Below are 1,219 nucleotides of genomic sequence, written 5' to 3' on the forward strand. Positions count from 1 at the left end.
GCCGCTGTCCGCGAGCGTGCCGCCGGCACTCGTGTCGAGCGTGCCTTCGGCGACCAGCGTGCCGCCCGTATGGGTGCTCGCGCCGGCCAGGTTCAGCGTGCCCGTGCCTTCCTTCTGGAAGACGCCTTCGCCCGAGATCACGCCCGAGAATGTCGTCTCGCCGAGCTGATCGACGATCAGGCCGTCCTCTTCCGCGGCCAGCTCGATCCCGCCCGAGCCGGTCAGGCCGGACGTCTCGCCCGTCGTCTCGATCCGGCGAACGCCCGTCACCTTCAGCGTCCCGTCATTGGTGACGTCGCCTTCGGAGATGATGTTCGCCCGCTGATCCAGCGTCGCGCCCGACGTGTTCGTCACGCCGCCCTCGCGCGCCGTCAGCTTGGCATAGATCTCGGCCGTGCCGTCGTTCTTCAGCGACAGGACGTTCTGCGCTGCCCCGACGGAGTAGGTGCCCGCGTTCGTCACCACGCCCACCGTGTCCGCCGACGCCGCGATGAAGCGTGCGTCCTCGAGGATGTCGATCGCGCCGGTGTCGAAGAGGGTGCCGCCATCGATGGTGCGCAGCGTCCCCGCGGTCACCGTCGTGCCGCCCTCGAAGCTGTTCGCCCCGGTCAGGTCCAGCCAGCCGGTCCCGTCCTTGGTGAACGCGCCCAGGCCCTCGATCGTGCCGGCATAGGCGGTGTTGCCCAACTGCTCGACCGTCAGGCTGTCGTCCTTCTCCGCCAGCGTCACCACGCCGGTCTCAAGGCCCATGAAGCCGGACGCCTCGCCCGTCGTCTTGATCAGGCGGTCGCCGGTCACCTCGAGATCGCCGTTGTTGGTGACGCTCCCGTCCGAGGTGATGTCGGCGCGCTGCTCGATGGTGCCTGCGGCGTCGTTGAAGACACCGTCCGCGCCGGCGGTCAGGTTCGCGTCGAGCGTAACCAGGCCCTCATTGCCGAGAGAGGCGACGGTCTGCGCAGCGTTCACGTCATAGGTGCCGGAGTTCGTCACCGTGCCCACCGTGTCGGCGGTGCCGGCGACGAACGTCGCATCCTCGGAGATCGAGATCGCGCCGCTGTCCGCGAGCGTGCCGCCGGCACTCGTGTCGAGCGTGCCTTCGGCGACCAGCGTGCCGCCCGTATGCGTGCTCGCGCCGGCCAGGTTCAGCGTGCCGGTGCCTTCCTTCTGGAAGGCGCCTTCGCCAGAGATCACGCCCGAGAAGGTCGTCTCGCCGAGCTGG

The 1,219-nt window shown here is 69.2% G+C and carries 1 protein-coding gene; it reads right to left on the reverse strand.

The annotated features are described in order from the left end of the window. The coding region (locus RM543_RS18875; RefSeq protein ID WP_311694475.1) for an autotransporter-associated beta strand repeat-containing protein at positions 1-1,219 on the reverse strand (1,219 nt) is incomplete at both ends.

The organism is Tropicimonas omnivorans (assembly GCF_031846565.1).
In the GTDB taxonomy this organism is placed as follows: Bacteria; Pseudomonadota; Alphaproteobacteria; order Rhodobacterales; family Rhodobacteraceae; genus Tropicimonas_B; species Tropicimonas_B omnivorans.